This window comes from Thermococcus barophilus MP, assembly GCF_000151105.2.
Lineage (GTDB): Archaea > Methanobacteriota_B > Thermococci > Thermococcales > Thermococcaceae > Thermococcus_B > Thermococcus_B barophilus.
In genome coordinates this window covers 1,618,886-1,635,860 of the sequence record NC_014804.1, presented here as the reverse complement: position 1 = coordinate 1,635,860, position 16,975 = coordinate 1,618,886, and the positions used below count along the sequence as shown (strand labels likewise).

The 16,975-nt window shown below is 39.7% G+C and carries 15 protein-coding genes; 11 read left to right on the top strand and 4 right to left on the bottom strand.

Annotated features, from left to right (window positions below):
• Positions 1–5 precede the first annotated feature (5 nt).
• The gene (locus TERMP_RS09140; protein ID WP_013468120.1) at positions 6–443 is read left to right on the top strand and encodes a hypothetical protein; all 438 of its coding nucleotides are present in this window, start codon (positions 6–8) and stop codon (positions 441–443) included.
• Positions 436–3,294: a helicase-related protein gene (locus TERMP_RS09135; RefSeq protein ID WP_013468119.1), complete on the top strand. Its 2,859-nt coding sequence runs from the start codon at positions 436–438 to the stop codon at positions 3,292–3,294. Before TERMP_RS09140 ends, TERMP_RS09135 begins: the two co-directional genes overlap by 8 nt.
• A gap of 479 nt (positions 3,295–3,773) precedes the next feature.
• Here the strand turns inward: TERMP_RS09135 and TERMP_RS09130 are convergent, their stop codons facing one another.
• Complete coding sequence (locus TERMP_RS09130) at positions 3,774–4,169, bottom strand: hypothetical protein (protein WP_013468117.1); 396 nt, start codon at positions 4,167–4,169, stop codon at positions 3,774–3,776.
• 129 nt (positions 4,170–4,298) lie between these two features.
• Here TERMP_RS09130 and TERMP_RS09125 point away from each other — a divergent pair, with 129 nt between their 5' ends.
• Entirely contained in the window at positions 4,299–4,619 is a 321-nt protein-coding gene (locus TERMP_RS09125; RefSeq protein ID WP_048159821.1) for a hypothetical protein, read from the top strand.
• A gap of 707 nt (positions 4,620–5,326) precedes the next feature.
• Positions 5,327–6,412, top strand: a complete 1,086-nt coding sequence (locus TERMP_RS09120; protein WP_013468115.1) for a hypothetical protein — start codon at positions 5,327–5,329, stop codon at positions 6,410–6,412.
• 123 nt (positions 6,413–6,535) lie between these two features.
• Here TERMP_RS09120 and TERMP_RS09115 read toward each other — a convergent pair whose 3' ends face one another.
• Positions 6,536–7,516, bottom strand: a complete 981-nt coding sequence (locus TERMP_RS09115) for a tyrosine-type recombinase/integrase (RefSeq protein ID WP_048159820.1) — start codon at positions 7,514–7,516, stop codon at positions 6,536–6,538.
• 168 nt (positions 7,517–7,684) lie between these two features.
• Entirely contained in the window at positions 7,685–8,827 is a 1,143-nt protein-coding gene (locus TERMP_RS09110) for a glycosyltransferase (protein WP_013468113.1), read from the bottom strand.
• Positions 8,828–8,917: 90 nt separating this feature from the next.
• Here TERMP_RS09110 and TERMP_RS09105 point away from each other — a divergent pair, with 90 nt between their 5' ends.
• The 7 genes from TERMP_RS09105 (at position 8,918) to TERMP_RS09075 (ending at position 16,247) form a co-directional block, all read left to right on the top strand.
• Positions 8,918–9,946, top strand: a complete 1,029-nt coding sequence (locus TERMP_RS09105; RefSeq protein WP_013468112.1) for a Gfo/Idh/MocA family protein — start codon at positions 8,918–8,920, stop codon at positions 9,944–9,946.
• Positions 9,943–10,947: a Gfo/Idh/MocA family protein gene (locus TERMP_RS09100; RefSeq protein WP_013468111.1), complete on the top strand. Its 1,005-nt coding sequence runs from the start codon at positions 9,943–9,945 to the stop codon at positions 10,945–10,947. Before TERMP_RS09105 ends, TERMP_RS09100 begins: the two co-directional genes overlap by 4 nt.
• Before the next feature lie 127 nt (positions 10,948–11,074).
• Positions 11,075–12,412, top strand: coding sequence for an ABC transporter substrate-binding protein (locus tag TERMP_RS09095; RefSeq protein WP_013468110.1), 1,338 nt, complete (start codon positions 11,075–11,077; stop codon positions 12,410–12,412).
• Positions 12,413–12,421: 9 nt separating this feature from the next.
• Complete coding sequence (locus TERMP_RS09090; protein WP_013468109.1) at positions 12,422–13,267, top strand: carbohydrate ABC transporter permease; 846 nt, start codon at positions 12,422–12,424, stop codon at positions 13,265–13,267.
• On the top strand, positions 13,264–14,097 hold the full coding sequence (locus TERMP_RS09085) for a carbohydrate ABC transporter permease (RefSeq protein WP_013468108.1): 834 nt from the start codon (positions 13,264–13,266) through the stop codon (positions 14,095–14,097). The genes TERMP_RS09090 and TERMP_RS09085 overlap by 4 nt, the downstream gene beginning before the upstream one ends.
• Before the next feature lie 9 nt (positions 14,098–14,106).
• The gene (locus tag TERMP_RS09080; protein ID WP_013468107.1) at positions 14,107–15,213 is read left to right on the top strand and encodes an ABC transporter ATP-binding protein; all 1,107 of its coding nucleotides are present in this window, start codon (positions 14,107–14,109) and stop codon (positions 15,211–15,213) included.
• An 8-nt stretch (positions 15,214–15,221) separates the two neighbouring features.
• Positions 15,222–16,247 (top strand): TrmB family transcriptional regulator, encoded by a 1,026-nt coding sequence (locus TERMP_RS09075; RefSeq protein ID WP_013468106.1) that lies wholly within the window; start codon positions 15,222–15,224, stop codon positions 16,245–16,247.
• 38 nt (positions 16,248–16,285) lie between these two features.
• Here the strand turns inward: TERMP_RS09075 and tpiA are convergent, their stop codons facing one another.
• Positions 16,286–16,963 carry a triose-phosphate isomerase gene (tpiA, locus tag TERMP_RS09070; protein WP_013468105.1) on the bottom strand — a complete coding sequence of 226 codons (678 nt, stop codon included), beginning with the start codon at positions 16,961–16,963 and terminating at the stop codon, positions 16,286–16,288.
• Positions 16,964–16,975 lie beyond the last annotated feature (12 nt).

The window sequence follows — 16,975 nt, the reverse complement described above, 5'->3', positions numbered from 1 at the left end:
TGTAAATGACAAAATATCTGATAAAATTAAAGTACATTAGACCTATGAAACTGCTATTTGAAAAGGAGCAGAAAATGGCTGAGTTTATTCCTTTTTTACCTATTGAAGGGGAGAACAAATATGTCAAAGGAAAGATTGAAGGAAAAGCAAGAGTATTTCTTCCAGAATTTCTTGATTTTGCAAGAAAGCTTGGCTTTAATATCAAAGGAAAAGTCCTAGAGGGAGAAAATGACGAGAACTACTTAAGACTTTTTGTCTATGCCATGGTTTCACAATTTGTGAAGTCTGAAACTGAGCGTAGGGAAATTGAAAGAACAGTTATGGAGTTGCCGATTTTGGCTCTTAGATATTGGGCTTCAACTTTTAGGAATGCCTATTGGGAGGGAGGAAGAAAACGAGTTAGGAGAATATCAAAGTGTTTTAGGGTGATTTACTGTGATTAGAGGTTTTGAAAGTGAATTTAAAGTTTATTTAGCAAACAGAATCATTAGGAGTAATCCTATTGCATTCTTTTTTGCAATTACAAATCCTCTCTCAAAACAAAAGATAATCCCATTCTTACATCAAGCTGATTTGCTTCTGCATCTAATGACTGTTAGACCAATTAGAGTACTGATAGCTGATGAAATTGGATTAGGGAAAACCATAGAAGCCCTTGCAATAGCAAAGTATCTCGAACTTCAAGATGGTATTAGAAAGGTGCTGATATTAACCCCAAAAATTCTTATCGAACAATGGGTTTCTGAAGTTAAAAGAGTTGGAGGCATGCCTTGGATTGTCTCAAGTGGCTCTCAGTTAAAGAACACCTTTTTCAAAAGTGGAGTAGACAAGGCATATTACTACATAATGTCAATTGATTTAGCTAAGAGATATCCAGATATTATCGATTCTGTTGGCTGGGATTTAATAATAGTGGACGAAGCCCACAATGCAACGCTTGGCACACAAAGAGACTATTTATTGAGGAGATTAACCAGCAATAAACATAGAAACATAATTCTGCTTTCTGCGACTCCTCATAGAGGAGACTACAAAGACTATCTAAACAGACTTAGATACTTAGACCCAACACTTACCGAGAATTACGATGCATTGGATGCTCCAAAGTTTTACAGGGTAACACATGAAACACTTGTATTCAGGAGAACTAAGGGGATAGTAAACCAAGCTGAAGGGGAGGAAATATTCAAGAAGTGTCATGTTCATTCCTTCATAGTTGATATCAGCGATGTTGAAAAAGAGTACTTCTCAGAACTTCAAAAGATTCTAACAGAGATGATTGCCCCTGATAATATTCCACTATCTTTGCTTGCTGTTATCCTAAGAAAGAGAGCAAGTTCAAGTTATTATGCCTCAATTCAGACACTCAACAGGATGATATCAAAAAGCAGAGGAAAGGAACACCCAAAAAAAGTAGAAGACATCTTACAGAAAATATTTGCTCTTGGTTATGACGAATTAGAAATTGAAGCAGATGAAATTGATGAGGAGCTGAACAAAATAGTTGAAGCTTATGCCGATATTTTGACATCGAGACAAATAGAGAAATTGAGAGGAATCTTGGAGTTAGCAAGAAAAGCTCAGGAAAAAGACAGCAAAATAAAAAACGTAGCAAAACTTGTCAAGTATCATCTTGACAGAGGAGAGAAAATTGTAATTTTCACAGAATACCTGGACACTTTAGAATATCTCAAAAACAATCTCCCCAAATATCTGGGGATCAATGAAACGGATATTGTAACAATTTCTGGCAAAAATAAAGGGGATGTTCATAATATCAAAGAGAGATTTGAACAAGAGAATGGTGCAAAGATATTGATAGCGACAGATGTTGCTGGAGAAGGTCTGAATCTTCAAGTTGCAAATGTCTTGATAAATTATGAAGCTCCATGGAGCCCAATCAAGCTCGAACAGAGAATGGGAAGAATATGGCGTTTAGGTCAGAAAAAAGAATCTTATGTGTACACCGTATTTCTATCAAATAAAATGGATAGAGATGTATTAGAGAACCTTTATCATAAGTTAATGAACATTGACAAAGCCATGACTAATCCTCCTCAACTCGTAGGCAGCAAGGTCTACATTGCAAGTGCAGAAAACTTATGGAGAGCCGATTTAGGATTGCTAAATCTCGATCCAAAGAAAAGGAAGAAAATTAACGAATACACGCTTGTTTTGGAATCAATAAAGGGCAATCTTGGTATTTATGTTAGGGAATTATTAGCAATGATAAACCAACTCTCTGCAAGATTAAGAGCCAAAAGTGTGTTTCCAGTTATTAAGGGAGAGAAAATCAGAAGTGAACTTTCAAAATATCTTGGCTCAGATTATCTTTCTAGAAAACAAGTTGAGAAAGAACTTCAAGAATGGCTTTCGTTATTCATCTATGGGGGCGATAAAAAGGCAATAAATCTATGGAAGGAGCTTAATGCCCTACTATTAAAAGGCAGTACGGACCTTGGAAGCAAAATGATTCTTTTTGTAAAGGGGGAAGAAACACTTAGGAGAATCTATTTAGTGAAACTAAAGAATTCCTCCCAAACACTGATTGAAATTCCTGTAGCTATTGACAAGAAGGGAGACATTCTCTATGGGCTCAAACTCCTCGAAGCTCTTAAAGACATGAGTACACAAATATTAACAGCTGTCCCATATGAGAGTGTTGAAGAAACTAACCAAACAAGCATTGAAAAATTTAGAGATATTGGTAAAATAAAAAGCACCATAAGGAAATTACTTCAAGAAATCTCCTTTAAATGGGAAAAATATGAAGATCGATTCCATAAACCCTTAAAGGCTGGACAAGTGTTCTTTCCATTAGACTTTGATAAGACAACAGTTGAAGAGATAGCCATATTCAAATACATTAGAGAAGTTGAAAGTGGAGAAGAAAAATGGGAAAGAAATTCTCCAACAGAAGAAATACTTAAGATAGAAAAAGAAGCAATGAGAATAGCTATCGAGTATGAAAAACAGAGATACATTAGGAAATATGGAAATGATCCAAGCAAATGGCTTGTGAAAAATGTGTCTTTAGAAGAACACTATGACATTTTGAGTAGAGATTTAGTCACTGGTGAAGTCAGATACATTGAAGTCAAGGGGCATAAGGGGTTTTCTTTATGGGCCGAACTTACAGAAGCCGAGCATAAATTCGCCGAAGACCATGCTCCTAACTATTGGCTTTATTTGGTTGTAAATATTGGAAAGGAACCCATGCTCTTTAGATTCAGAAATCCATTGGAAACTTTAGACATTAAAACGAAAAAACGATACGTACTTTATGTTGGTTAGGTTGTTAGGTCAATCTATGATGCATTTTTCTTTTCTTTAACATCTAGGTTTGGATACAATACAGACGTATTTTAGAAGATTTTAAAAAGAAGCTTTCTGGGAGCTTCATTTGGAGCAATTTGTAACATCAAAGTTTGGGGACAATGCACGTATTTTGACCACAATAGTTTTCCTCAAAAACATGAAATTCTATTCATGTGTAAAAAGAAGGCATGAGAGGGCTGTTTTTTGGATTGTGTGCGGGATAAAAATAACTTAGAAAACTTAAACTTGGCTAATTTGAATCGTTGCTTTCTTTACTAAATCAATTCTAGAAGTAAAATAGGATATTTTAAAAACAACGCCTGGATAATAGTGTGTTGATTTGTGTGATAATTTAGTACGGTGCTGAAGCATTAACATTGAGTCCGGTTTTTGCTTAAGAGGCTAAAAACATTTGCGCAATAGTGTAAAAATAAAAATTAAAAAACATAGAACAGTCACTTTATTTCAATTATTGTCACGTCATCTAATAAATTAAGAGCCTTAAAAAGTTCGAATTTGAGTTCTTCCACTCCTCTCTCGAATGATTTTATGTCTGTTGTATGATTTGAATGTTTTGATATTGCATGAAGAACTGCAAGTTTTTCTTTAATTAGTGCTGTTTCTGCGGCTTTTTCGATAAGCTGTTTGAGCTCCTCTCTTGCTTCCACATTCCTTAGTATCATGCCTCTAACTTCAGCATAAGCTGAGAGCTTGCCTGCCCAATATGCAACTTCAACCTCAAATCTTCTCTTTTCATGACCTCTTGAGGAACCCGCCTTTTTTATGAGGTCCAATGCTTTCTTTTTACTTTCTTGAGTTTTCAACTCAACGTATGCTAGAAGTTTCTCCATAAGAACTCCCTCCGAAAAATGAAAAACAAAAACAGGCACCAGTAGAAAGCTTGAAGCAATGCATATTAAATATTTTGAATCAACGGAAATTTTCAGCTAAATTTATTCTACCTTGTTAGGATTTTGAAGGTGGGGGGAGAAACAACGTCGTTCGAGTACTTCCTTGTCTTTGAGTTTGACACTGTTTCACAAAGACTTAGGGCTAAAGGTTGCACGAGAGAGGAGTTGAAAGATATTGTGAAGAGGAGAAAGTTAAAGAGAATTGATGATGAATTCGCCGAAGTAATAATCCAGTTTTTTGAGATGCTACTGATTGAGAAAAAGTTCAAGGATGAAGCCCGTTTATTATTCTTGATGAGTGAAAATAGGAAGGATTGGATAGAAGTTTACTCCACCGATGTCAGACAGCTTGTTGCAGTCAAGCTCTTTTCAAGCGCTGATCTTCTCTGATTTTTCTTTAATTTTTTCGTTGAATCGTTGCATTTAATTGTTACTTTTCCTATTCCAGCATTGGAGTGGGTGTGTATTTGTGAATGTGTTTGTTATTTGTGATTGAAGTATTGCGTTGACTGTTCTCGATGTAGCTACGTTTTAATGAGAAATTTTCCATACCAAACCCTTGTTTTAAAGTTTTAAGAGATGTTAAACCAGTACAAGCTAAAATCATCCTTAAGTTCTTTGTTTATTGAATAAACTTTTCGTCAGAGTTTTGGTTGAATGGAGATACTTTAGACATTATTTTTTCTTTTAAAGTAAGAGTTATCGTTTGGTACGAGTTTGGTAATAAATGATTGGAGAATTTAAAATTTGGAGCTTTTGGCACTTTTGGTCCACATAATAAAAATAAATAATAAAAACTAATACATAGAGAATTTTAGAATTCTAAATTTGTTATTCTATTATTTTTAGTTCAATATTTCCATAAAAATATTAATTTTTACTATCTTTATTTGTATTTAGTTTAATATTAAATAGTGAAAAAGCGTGCCAAGGCTTGCCAAAGCGTACCAAACAGTGCCATGGTTTTCTTTTGCCAAAAATAGCAATGACAACAGGATAAATGGACAATAGAGTTTTAAATGGCGTTGGTTTTAATCAACACGTGAAAAGCTAAATTTAATTTCTTTTTGTGCTATGTCGCAGTGGTGGTGTGAGATGTGGCGTCAGCTGAACTTAAGTCTAAAATTCTCGAATATCTGGAGCAAGTAGGTATTGCCACTAGGAATGAAATTATGAAAGCTACCAATAAGAGCGGCAAGACGCTAACAATTGCACTTGAAGAATTGGTTAAAGCGGGAGCTGTAGAGTTAGTTTCGGAAAATCCTTTGACATACAGGATAGTGCGTACTAATGTAGTCATAGTTGATTTAAATGACATCAAAAGTTATTATGATTTGAAGTTTGAAATATTCAGGAAGTTGAGAAGTTTTGGCTGGCGGGTTTCAACGCATGAAATTGTGGCAATTGCACTAATGTATGCGAAGTTTACGAAGTTCAGGATCCTGGTTTTTGGTAGCCAGGGGGCGGGGAAAACATCTTTGATTCAGGCAGTCTTTGGCAAGATTGGAGAACCCATTGTAGTTCAAGATTTGCATCTAAAAAATCTCTATGATGTTGTGAGGAGTGTTAAGGAGAGGACTAAGGTTATTGAGCAACAATATCGGCATGCGTGGGGGAAGGAAACGTTGGAGCGGTTTGATAGATACAAAGTTGTTCCGATCTCGCGAATTGCTCCCTCTGACTTGCTGTTCAGGTTTGTTCCAGTTAGAATAACACAGCCTCAGAGACCGGGGATAGGCTTGTTCAAACCTGTGAGGTTTGAGTTTACAAATGTTCCTGTCATAGAGGATATTCCAGATGATGTGTTTTTGAGGCTTGAGGAAGCGTTAAAACATGTTAGGTACTTTACAATTGACCCTACTTGGGTTAGAGAGAGGGTTATGAAGCTAAAGATGGATGAAATGGTTAATTACACGGATAACGTGAGCGCTGAATTTTATCGCATCAATGTTAGGTATGATGCTAAAATGGAGAATGACTTTGAACTTGTCAATTGGAAAATTCTGCATGAATACGATTCGCTGTATTTGGACATGGCGTCAAATCTTCAGCTCCTGCTCAATGCCCTTGAAGTATTAAAATTTAATTATTCATGGCTCGGAGATGAAGAAAAAGCCGTGGAACAAACAGTTGATTTTATGCGAGATGTGTTCAAAACGTTCACAATAGTAAAAGAAGCATAGGCTTAGGTTTTCCTTTAATTCTTTGTTGTTTGATTTTTGGATCCCTGCTTCAGGATTCATCACGAAGTTCTGGGATTGATACTCAATTTTTGGAATAAAAACTAAAAAAGGAGAGAAAAAAGTTTATCCTAGGAATCGTAGATCACAAAAGACCTTGTCGTACGCATCTTGTAGTTCATCAACAGTATGGTGAGAGTAATGCAGTGCATTGATATCGTATCTTATTGAATGACCCATCAGCATCTTTTTGATAGTCGCATTGCCGTTTCTTCTGTCCCATTCTTGAGCAAAGAACTTTCTCATGTGTTTTGGCCGGAGTTTCTGGTTTCTAAGGGGACTTTTTTTGCGGAAGGGCCTCTGCAACTGGGCTATCGTAGCCAAGGGCAGATTCACGTTTGGTCTATGAGTTCTGATGTAGTCCTCCAGCAACTCCTGAACCTCAGACGTGAAAAAGACGACCCTTGCCTGTCTGGTTTTGGTCTGGTGCGTGTTAAGGCGAATCCGCCTGTTTTCAATGTCAATCTCCTTCAGGGGAATCCTTTCGAGTTCGCTGACTCTCATTCCACTCACTGCCATTAGGAGCATTGCTGTGATAAACTGATCCCTTTTCCAGTCCTCAAAACGGTTGCTAATGTGGAGGGAATCAACGAGCTGAATGAGGCTCTTGATGTCATCCACGGTCACGATGGTCAGGTCCACGTTAAGCTCTGTTGGTGCCTTGAGTGATTCTGCCAAGTCTATCCCTGCGATTCTGAAGAGCTTTTTGAGGTATGTGATGTTTTTGCGGTAAAAGGAGGGGGAGTATGACTGTCGTATCAGGGTTAGGTATTCTTTCAGGTCTTTCATTGTGAAAATGTATCTTCCGTGGTTCTCTTTCGTGGCTTCCTTCAGGAACATTGTGATAATGTACTCAACGCTCCGTTTGTGGGAGTGGGTGACCCCCTTTGCTTCGAACTCTAGGAAGAGCCTGTTGATGTCTTCCTCTGTGATGACGTAGTACTGGTTTGGATTCTGAACCTGAAGGAGCCTTCTGTAGTAATCTTGTTTACCACTACTGTGGAAAACATGTCCTATGGCTGGAAATGTCTGTTGGGGCATTTTCATGGCTTCTTCTGAAATAAGCCCTATAAAACCTTCATTCGGCGAATAAAGGCTTTTTCGACGGGCTTTGGATCCCGCGACCGGGGTTCGAATCCCCGCGGGGCTACCACACAAACGGGCTCCAGATTCTCTTCTCTTGAAAACTTCAAGAAAAAATGAATTAACAAAAGCTCACCACTTCTCAAGCAGATAGTCTTTTTCCTCTAAGAAGACCTTTGCCCTCTCTTGAATTATCTTCTCTGCCTCTGCTGTTGTTAACTCCCTTGTCTTCTCAACGAAATCAGCAGTCTTTGCAAAGTAGAGTGGTATCAGTGGTTCAGCGTTCTTGAGGATTCCCCTCTTGTATGCAACTGCTCCATCAAATAGGATATGACTCCAGAGAACATCATCAAGTTCAAAGGTCTCAAGGGCTTTTGTGACTTGGGTAAATGTTTCTTCACTTAAAGCCTTCTTTAAAATAGCTTCATTTTCTTTGAAAAGTTCCTTGGCTTTTTGCTTCAAAAGCTCAAGTGTAACCTTCACTTCTTCTGGTTCTTTCCATTGGATTTCTCCAAATACCTCAACGTCTCTAATGTTTTTAACTGGTTTCCATTTCTCTTCATATTTTTTCATCAACATGAACAAAGTGCCAACGACTTGGTTGAACATTGGACCGAGAGAGGCAGCTGGATCCTTCGGATTGTGAATCTTTAAGCCCAAAGCTGTTTGAACTACCCTGAATCCCTCAGCCAAGGCTGTTGTTGTTAGAAATATATCAACACCAAATCTTGCAACGTCTGTTTTCCAAACCTCTTCATCCGCTAAGTAAACATCAATCAGCTTCGCACTGATTCCAAAGTCCCCCCCAATTGGCTGTCTAACATTGTATCCATAGAGGGATGCTGTCATTGGATAAGCGATGTTATTTGTTATTGTACCATCATATTTGTGTCTTATGTAAAGCGGAGCAACAAAATCATATCCATCTTCAACTGGCTTGGCGAATTTGTAAATCCACTCAGGGGTTATGCTCCTCAAATCGCTGTCAACAAAAACCAGAACATCAACACCTTTTTCCTTTGCGAGCTCCATGAGCTCTTTCATTGCGCTACCTTTGCCAGGGATTGGCCACTTATAAACGAAGCTCATCACTTCTACCCCTTCTGGAACTCTGGTTTTCATAACAACTTCTCTTGTTCCATCGTTGCTTCCACCGTCAGCATTGGCTATTATTCCTCCCCCGAAGTACTTTTTCAGTCCTTCAGCTGCTTGTTTGACTACAAAGCCTATTGTGTCGGCGTTGTTGTAGCTTGGTATTCCCACCATAACCTTCATTTTTATCACCCAAAAATACAACCATCTAAAGTGGTTTATAATGAAAAACGTTATATACTTTTTGTTCCCTCCCCTTAATAGTGATGCCCTATGCCAGACCGCAAACTAAGGGTAGGCGTTGTAGGTTGCGGAAATATATTCAATTTAGCCCATAAAAACGCTCTTAAGAACCTTGAGACAGTAAAGCCCGTTGCTTTTATGGACATTAGGATAAAAAAAGCAAAAGAGGCAGCAAAAGAATTTAACGCCAAGTATTTTACAAGCTTGGATGAGTTTCTTGATTTTGACTTGGATGTGGTTGAAATATTGACTCCTACTTACACTCATGCTGATATTGCAATCAAAGCCCTAAAAGCTGGAAAGCATGTTATAGTTGAAAAGCCCATCGCATTGAGAAGCGAGGAAGCGGAAAAAATGATTAAGGTTGCGGAGAAAGAGGGATTGTGGCTTTTAGTTGGACATACAAGAAGATTTGATAAGCGGTGGATGCAGATCAAAGAAATTATCAAAAAGAGAAATATACTGCCCATGCAAATAAGAAAAGCCGAAGTTCAGAGGCTCCCCTTCCCGGAGACAGCATGGTACTGGAAGCCCCACAAAGGTGGTGGCGTTGCAATTGACTTAGGAGTTCACGTTACCGATTTCCTGAGATGGTTCTTTGAAAGTGAAGCGGTTAAAGTCTTGGGAATCGGGAAAGCGATAAGGAAGGAGGCAAAAGTTAACAACACTTACGATCACTTTGTCATGATGATCCAGTTCGAAGGGGGTAAAACTGGAATTGCTGAAGTAAGCTGGGCTTACTCCTATCCAGCGCGTTATGGAGTGTTCTATCATCACTTAGACATCCTCGGCAAAAATGGGCGGATAAGGTTCACGCCAATGGATACTCCTGTTGTTGGTGTTGTCAAAAGCCATTTTGAAATGCCCCGCTTTTCACCAATGCTTTCAACGTTCCCAGATGCCTTTGAAAGAGAGCTGAGGCACTTTTTCAATGTGATTCTTGGCAAAGAAGAACCAGTGATAACTGCAAAAGATGCTCTCATTGCACTTCAAATTGCTGAAACGGCAATAAAATCTGCCCAAAAAGGAGAGCCCATTGAGCTGGGGGTGATTTCATGAAGATTAACGTCGGGATTATAAGCTATGCTCATCCTCATGCCTTAAGGTATGGCTCGACTTTTGCCTCTAATCCTAAGGTTAAGCTCCATGCAATTTCTGGAGATGGTTCGAATTCTGATGTTGCAAAGAGGGAAGCTCAGAGGTTTAAGGCGAAGTTTTACAGGACATATGATGAGCTGTTAAAAGATAAAAAAATTGATGCGGTTTATGTTGCAATTGAAACCTATCGCCATAAAGAGGTTGCTCTTAGAGTTATTGAGGAGGGGAAGCATCTTCTCTTGGAAAAACCAATTGCTCTGACGCTTGAGGATGCCGATGAGATAATCAAAGCAGCTAAAAAAGCTGGAGTTAAGCTGATGGTGCCTTTCAATCCAAGATTTACAATTCCTCTCAGAAAGGCAAAGAGCATGATTGAAAGCGGGGAAATTGGAAGTCTTGAGTATGTATATGCAATCTCAGAATACGTTAAACCGCCAATATTCCTTGAAGGCCTTGATATGAGCTGGTTTTTGGATAAGGATAAAGCAGGTGGAGGAGGCTTCATGGATACAGCTCCCCATGGCATTGATTCACTTCTCTGGCTGACAGAGAGTGACGTTGAGAAAGTCTATGCAGACATTGGGTCTAAGATCTACGGTTTCCCCGTGGATGACATTGGAACTGCAGTTCTTGAATTTAAAAATGGTGTCACTGCTGTTCTGAATGCTGGCTGGGGCAATCCAAAGGGGTATTCGTATGGGTTGGAGATGAAATACTACATTCTTGGGAAGGACGGCTTTTTGGATGTAAGGACAGCCTATCCGGATTTCACAGTCTATCAGGATAGGGCTGAAAAGATATACTGGGAGAGGCCTGACGTCGAAAGTATAGTTAAGTATTTCATTGAGGCTATACTTGAGGATAAGGAACCCCCAATAACTGGAGAAGATGCCAGGAAAAACTTGGAGATAGTTTTGGCTGCTTATGAATCTTCAAAAACTGGGAAGGTAGTGCGATTGTAGCATAACTTTTCTAATTTTCTTCTCTTTTCTCTTTACAAAATACAACAACTAAAAGTGGTTTTATCATAACGTTTATATATCTCCTTTAAGTAAATTTTAGTGACTTAGCATACTGAGGTGGGGGCTAATGAAAAAAGTAAAAACAATGTTTGGTTTGTTTTTGGTTGGCCTGATAGTTTTTGCAGTAGCAGCAAGCGGCTGTATTGGGGGAGAAAAAACGACCACACCCACTGGAACTCAAACAACGCCGACACAATCAACAACTCCTGCTAAGATTGTTTGGGTCTCAACTCAATTGGCACCTCCTGAAGAAAGGGCTTTTGTTAAGGAAACACTTCTTGCGAACTTTAAAAAGCAGTATGGGATTGATGTTGATTTTATCCCAATGAGTTACACTGATCTTTCAACAAGACTTGCTGGTGAAGAAAAAACTGGAAAAGTTACTATTGATGTAATTGGAGACCTACACGGTGGACTTGACTACTTCAACTCCCAAGGCTGGCTTATGGATCTCAGCAAAATGCCAAAGCTTGAAGGCAGAACATTTATCACAAGCTTTGAAAAGTATGCAACAATTAACGGAAAGAAGGTCTATGTTCCCTGGATGAGTGCCACATATGTTATGGTAGTCAATAAGAAAGCCTTTGACTACCTTCCCGCTGGCTTAACAAAGGACGATGTCATTAAGGGGACTGACAAATGGACTTATGATGCATTCCTTGCATGGGCAAAGAACCTCTATGAAAAGACTGGAAAGCCTCAGGTTGGTTTCCCAGCAGGGCCAAACGGTCTCTTTGTTAGATTCCTGCACGGTTACCTGTACCCAAGTTTCACTGGATATGAGGCTAAGGCATTTGACAGCCCAGAAGCAGTAACAATGTGGAACTATCTCAAGGAGCTGTGGAAATATGTTAACCCCGCATCCACAACCTGGGATGCAATGAGTGATCCACTGCTGACAGGACAAGTCTTGATTGCATGGGATCACACTGCGAGAATTAAGAATGCAATCCAGACAAAACCCGATGAATTTGTAGTTGTTCCAGTGCCAAGAGGACCAAAGGGAAGAGGATTCATAGTTGTTCTTGCTGGTCTCGCGATTCCAAAAGGTGCTCCAAACCCAGATGCTGCATGGAAGTTAATTGACTACCTAACAAAGCCAGAAACTCAAGTTGAAGTACTTAAGAATGTTGGGTTCTTCCCAACCGTTAAGGAAGCAACAAATGCAATTCCAGAGGGACCACTTAAGATACTTGCAGAAGGTGTTACTGCCCAGTCATCAACTCCAGATGCACTGATTGTGATGATACCGAACCTTGGAGACAAAGGCGGTGAATTCAAGAACATCTATAAAGAAGCTTTCAGAAGAATCGTCCTCCAAGGAGAGGACCCACAGAAAGTTATCAGCGAACTTGGACCAAAGCTGCTGCAGTTATTTAAGGAGAAAGGAATAGAAGTGCCGTGAGGTGTTGGCATGAAGCTTCGCCTCCCCTATCTTTTACTTTTGCCCGCCGTTTTGTATCTTGTTTTTTTCATCGGATATCCGCTTGTTCAGGCGTTATATTTGGCGTTTACTCAAAATGGACATTTTACCCTTGACAATGTTAGACGAACTATTGGTGATCCCTACTTCTGGCAGGCTTTAAAGTATACAATCGCCCTTGCTGTTGTGATCATACCTATCCAGCTTTTTTTGGCTCTTATATTGGCTGTTGTTATGAATAGGACATTTAAGGGTAAAGATCTTGCTCTTTACGCCTTGATAATCCCTCTTACAATAAGTGATGTTGCAGGGGGTCTGATTTGGTATACCATGCTTACCGATGCTGGATTTTTGAACAAACTTCTTCTTAATCTTGGTTTAATAACCCAGCCTATACACTTTTTTGGATACGAATATAGAAATATGGAGTTCCTTGCAATAGTTATTGAGGAGTTATGGAGGGCAACGGCAATTGTCTTCGTTATTATCCTTGCGGGTCTGCAAATGATAAGCAAGGAATATCTTGAGGCAGCGGAAGTCTTTGGTGCTGATTACTGGACAAGAATGAGAAAAATAGTAATTCCCTTGCTTAAACCTTCAATTCAGAGTGCTCTGATCATAAGAACTCTCTTCGCAATGCAGGTGTTCGGTGTGGTATGGATACTTGCGGGCAGAGACATACCAGTTTTGGCTGGGGAAGGATTCTATCAGCTCACTTTCATAAAAGACTACGGGGTGGCGTCAATATATGCCCTTACTATAGCAGCTCTCTCAATCCTCTTGGGTGCCATGTACGTTAAGTTCCTCAAGGCTGAGTACTTGGAGGTGAGAACATGAACGACAAAACAAGATTTATGCTGAAGAAACTGCTCTTATACTCTTTCCTGTTTACAATCGTTGTATGGATAGTGCTTCCAATAATTGTGTCAATCCTCTATGCCTTTTCTTCAAAACTTGACTATTATGATCCCCAAAAGGTCATTCCAACACATTACACAACCCAGTGGGTCAAGACTCTGCTCTTTACTCTTGGAGCATGGGATGGGATTAAAAATAGCGTTATAGTTGCCATATTAACCATTATCATAAGCTTCTCCCTCGGTATACCCGCGGGCTATGCGATAGCGAAGTTCATCTTTCCGGGAAAAGATACAATAAAGCTGTCAATAATAGCCCTCAGAATGTTTCCAATTCCGGTTATGGCAATTCCATTGGTTGTGCTTTACATAAAGCTTAACCTTATAGATACTCTCCTTGGGGTTGCATTGGCTCACACTGCAATGGCATTACCTTTCGTTGTGCTGATAACCTCAAGCATATTTGCAGGTGTTTCCAAAGAGCTTGAGGAGGCAGCAATGGTCTTTGGTGTAACAAGGCTTGGTGCTTTTTTCCGGATTACACTACCATTAGCGCTTCCAGGCTTGGCGGCCGCTGCAATGTTTACATTTGTGATGAGCTGGAACGAGGTTTTTGTTGCGTCGATATTAACTCTTAAAAACAGGACTTTACCTGCTCAGATACTGTCAATAATGGCAGGTTCGAGTGGAGGAGCAGCGCCTCCATATTATAAATTCGCTGCAGCCTTCATAATGACCCTTCCAGCCATGATATTCATATTCTTCGCAAGAAAATACCTCGTAAGCATGTGGGGTATAACGCTCAAGTGAGGTGTTACCATGGTTGAAGTAAGGTTGGAAAAAATAACGAAGAAGTTTGGAGATTTCACGGCAGTAAATGAGTTAACCCTGACGATAAAAGATGGAGAATTTTTGGTCCTATTGGGGCCAAGTGGCTGTGGTAAGACCACAACACTCAGGATGATTTCAGGTCTTGAAACACCCACAAGCGGCAAAATATGGTTTGGGGATAGAGACGTTACATATTTGCCGCCCAAGGACAGAAACATTTCAATGGTCTTCCAGAGCTATGCTGTGTGGCCACACATGACTGTTTATGATAACATCGCTTTCCCCTTGAAGATAAAGAAGTATCCAAAGGAAGAAATCGACAAGAGGGTAAAATGGGCTGCCGAGCTTCTTCAAATAGAGGAACTTTTGGACAGGTATCCGGCACAGCTAAGTGGTGGTCAGAGGCAGAGGGTTGCAGTTGCAAGGGCAATCGTTGTTGAGCCCGATGTTCTCTTAATGGATGAACCTCTCTCAAACTTGGATGCAAAGCTTAGGGTCATGATGCGTGCTGAAATCAAAAAGCTTCAAGAGAAGCTTAAGGTCACAACTATCTATGTTACCCACGATCAGGTTGAAGCAATGACAATGGGGGACAGAATTGCGGTTATGAACAAAGGACAGCTCCTCCAAGTTGGGCCTCCTGTTGAGGTTTATTCTAAGCCTAATTCAATATTTGTTGCGACTTTTATTGGAGCTCCAGAGATGAACTTAATGGATGTAACTGTTAAAGAAACTGACAAAGGCATTGCCCTTGAAGGGGAAGGGTTTGAAATTCTGCTTCCAGAGGACTTGGGAGAATTTTTGAAGGATTATGTGAATAAAACGGTCGTATTTGGAATAAGGCCCGAACACATGACCGTTGAGGGAATTTCAGAGGTTCTCCATGTTAAACGGAAAGCTAAGATTAAAGGTACAGTTGACTTTGTTGAGGCATTAGGAACAGACACAATAATTCATGCTAAAGTTGGAGGGAAAATTATAAAAATTAAAATACCGGGACATGTACCAATTGAGCTTGGAAGGCCTGTTGATATAATCATTGACCTTGACAACATTCATGTTTTTGATAAGAGCACTGAAAAAGCGATAATCTGAGGGATACTATGAGCGAAAAAGAGCTTAAGGGTCTCCTCAGAGAACTTGGATTCAGCGAGTATGAGGTTAGTGCATACCTTACTCTAATAAAGGAAGGCCCATTAACTGCAGGTGAGCTTGCAACTCTATCAAAAGTTCCCCAGCCGAGGATATATGACGTAATTAGAACTCTTATGGGGAAGGGATTCGTGATAACAATCGGTGGAAGACCTAAAAAAGTGGTTGCAGTTAATCCAGAAAAGGTTTTCTCCGAGATTGAACGTAAATACGTCAGAAAAGTTAGCCTGGTAAAAGAAATGTTGAAAGAGATTTACAATCCGAGGGATGGGGAGATAGGCAACATAATTGTCGTGAAAAGCAAGATAACATTTGAAAAATATGTAAAGGATGCGATCAAAAACGCAAAGAGACACATCTCTCTTGCCCTTCCAATTTCCTTCTTGAAGAGAATTCAAGACGATCTAATAAAAAAGAAAAAAATGGGGGTTGAGATAGATCTATTTGTATACGGCGTTGGTGAAATACCTCCAGTTGCTCATAAAATTAAGATTAGGGAAGTTCCGGATCCCTTTATCCTGATCCAAGATAAGGAAACTGGGATTTATGCTCCAAGTGAAGCATTAAACTCAAAAACTTCTGGCCTTCATGGCTATGCCATGATAATCAAAGACGAGAATTTGCTGTTCATGTTTGACAGGTACTTCTACCATGCTCTCTGGCCCACTGGAAGGACAGTGTATGAAGAAGAAAGAAAGCTCATCCTTCCAAGGGAATACATCCACATAAGGAAGTTGGTCAGGGATATACGGCTTTTTAACTTGGTAAACTCAAAAGTTAGGATCATAGGAAAGTTTGTTAAAAGCAAGGAGCCTGTAGAGATTGAAGGTAGGATAGTGGATTATTATGAGGATAAAGCTAAAGTTATTTCCAATATCACCGTTGAGACTAAAGATGGGAAAAAGTATGTGGTTGGTGGCTGGAATTCATCTCTTGAAGATATTGAGGCTGATTTGATAGTTATTGAAGGAACATAACATGTCTCAAGGAAAAAAGCATTAAAAACAGAGAAGATTCAAACAATCAGGGAAACTAAATCCCAAATTGCTTTTTCTGGATCTTTTGCTTTTGTAACTCCGCTTGCTAAGAGGACCCCAACTGTTCCGAGCTCTAACGCCTTCTTTACATCTTCACCTGTTGAAATTCCCGCACCGCAGAGAACCTTTACATTCGGGTTGACCTTTTTAACAAGCTCAACTGTGTCCGTAATGACTTCAGGTTTTGCTTTGCTCACCGGTATGCCGGTTCCTATGAGCTCTGGAGGCTCAACAGCAACATAATCAGGGTCTAATGCAGCAACAGCTGCTGAAACCTTGGGGTTGTTTGAACAGACCATTGTCATCAAGCCAACTTCTTCAGATCTCCTGATTGCAGCCTCCAAATCAGCCAAAATCATTCTGTTTTCTGAATGGTTTAACAGAGTTCCAACGGCTCCCGCTTCTTTGACAGCCTCTGGTAGAACGTGACCCGTATGACTGCCAGGCTTTATTGGGTCAATATGCTGGGCAAAGACTGGAATCTCAACCTCTTGAGCTATTCTATAAAGATCTGCAAGCTGTGGAGCAACTACAATTGTTATTCCTGTCTCCTTGTAAACTTTTTCGGCAGCTTTTGCAATTCTCAAGGCTCCTTCTCCAGTGGCCTGGGCATACGTCTTAAAATTGATTGCAATAATTGGTTCTTTCAACTTCATGAATATCACCCC

Bases quoted from the DNA above. Each gene is read 5' to 3' on its own strand.
- TERMP_RS09075 (WP_013468106.1), top strand. From the start codon at position 15,222: ATGAGCGAAAAAGAGCTTAAGGGTCTCCTCAGAGAACTTGGATTCAGC.
- TERMP_RS09100 (WP_013468111.1), top strand. From the start codon at position 9,943: ATGAAGATTAACGTCGGGATTATAAGCTATGCTCATCCTCATGCCTTA.
- TERMP_RS09095 (WP_013468110.1), top strand. From the start codon at position 11,075: ATGAAAAAAGTAAAAACAATGTTTGGTTTGTTTTTGGTTGGCCTGATA.
- TERMP_RS09105 (WP_013468112.1), top strand. From the start codon at position 8,918: ATGCCAGACCGCAAACTAAGGGTAGGCGTTGTAGGTTGCGGAAATATA.
- TERMP_RS09110 (WP_013468113.1), bottom strand. From the start codon at position 8,827: ATGAAGGTTATGGTGGGAATACCAAGCTACAACAACGCCGACACAATA.
- TERMP_RS09080 (WP_013468107.1), top strand. From the start codon at position 14,107: ATGGTTGAAGTAAGGTTGGAAAAAATAACGAAGAAGTTTGGAGATTTC.
- TERMP_RS09130 (WP_013468117.1), bottom strand. From the start codon at position 4,169: ATGGAGAAACTTCTAGCATACGTTGAGTTGAAAACTCAAGAAAGTAAA.
- TERMP_RS09085 (WP_013468108.1), top strand. From the start codon at position 13,264: ATGAACGACAAAACAAGATTTATGCTGAAGAAACTGCTCTTATACTCT.
- TERMP_RS09140 (WP_013468120.1), top strand. From the start codon at position 6: ATGACAAAATATCTGATAAAATTAAAGTACATTAGACCTATGAAACTG.
- TERMP_RS09115 (WP_048159820.1), bottom strand. From the start codon at position 7,516: ATGAAAATGCCCCAACAGACATTTCCAGCCATAGGACATGTTTTCCAC.
- tpiA (WP_013468105.1), bottom strand. From the start codon at position 16,963: ATGAAGTTGAAAGAACCAATTATTGCAATCAATTTTAAGACGTATGCC.
- TERMP_RS09090 (WP_013468109.1), top strand. From the start codon at position 12,422: ATGAAGCTTCGCCTCCCCTATCTTTTACTTTTGCCCGCCGTTTTGTAT.